The 1,158-nt window shown below is 32.4% G+C and carries 1 protein-coding gene; it reads left to right on the forward strand.

Going from position 1 to position 1,158, the window contains the following annotated elements; translation table 11 throughout:
- A partial coding sequence (locus H8911_RS12130) for an IS1/IS1595 family N-terminal zinc-binding domain-containing protein (RefSeq protein WP_222621040.1) occupies positions 1 to 1,123 on the forward strand: 1,123 nt, incomplete at its 5' end.
- Positions 1,124 to 1,158 lie beyond the last annotated feature (35 nt).

Below are 1,158 nucleotides of genomic sequence, written 5' to 3' on the forward strand. Positions count from 1 at the left end.
AGAAAGGCAAGCTCTTGAAGAGCTTCATGAGGTGAATAATCATCAAGAGGAACTTGGCGGTTCTGGTTATTCATCTCGTGAAACTCCGAACCGCCAAACACAAATGAATAAAAAAGAACGTAGAAAATATCCATCTTTACGTTCATTTACTTGGTCTGAAGATCCTGAAAAATCTGAAGGACAATTGCTTGTAGAAAATACTGTTCAAGAATGGTACGACGCTAAACATGCAACATCATCTATTTTTGAAATTGAATTTATAAATTCTTTAGACATAAAACAATGTCCATTCTGTGAATCTAATGATTTTACAAAATATGGCCATAAAAAAGATGGAACACAAAGATATATTTGTAAAGAATGTGGTAAACGCTTTACAGCTTTGACAAATACAATCTTTGATTCAAAAAAAATTCCTATTTCAGAATGGATTGAGTATTTACTGCATTTGTTTGAATTTCATTCTATAAATTCAACAGCCTACGATAATAGAAATTCACCAACGACAGGGAAATATTGGCTGATCAAAACATTCGAAGTTTTAAAAGGAATACAAAACGATGTTGTACTAGACGGTACAGTATATTTGGATGAAACATATTTTACAAAAGTAAGAAGTAAACTAGTAACAAAAGATGGAAAGAAACTAAGAGGAATATCTCGAAATAAAATAGGTGTTGGTGTTGCTTGTAACGAGACAAAATCAATTTTTATAGTTACAGGAACATCTAAACCTTCAAGAAAATCAACGAAAGAAACATACAGTCAGCATATTGCAAGAGGTTCTGTATTAGTTCATGATGACGAACACTCTCATAGCATATTAATTGAAGAATTGGAACTGGAAAGCATAGTATACCCAACAGCAGAAACAAAAGAATTATCAGATAAAGACAATCCTTTATATCCGGTCAATAATCTTCATTTATTATTAAAACAATTTATAAGAAATCATGGAGCTTATGATAGAGAGCACCTCCAAGACTGGTTGAATCTATTTTGGTTCATTATGAATGAGCCAAAGGACAAGTATGATAAGGTGTTAAAATTTATTGAAATGGCAGTTTTATCGCCAAAAAAAGTGCGATATCGGGATGCAATGAGCTCTAAACATAGTAAATAAGCGAATGATTACCACCCATTTGCAAAAGAGGAGCT

Source organism: Holdemanella hominis, from assembly GCF_014306155.1.
GTDB lineage: Bacteria > Bacillota_I > Bacilli_A > Erysipelotrichales > Erysipelotrichaceae > Holdemanella > Holdemanella hominis.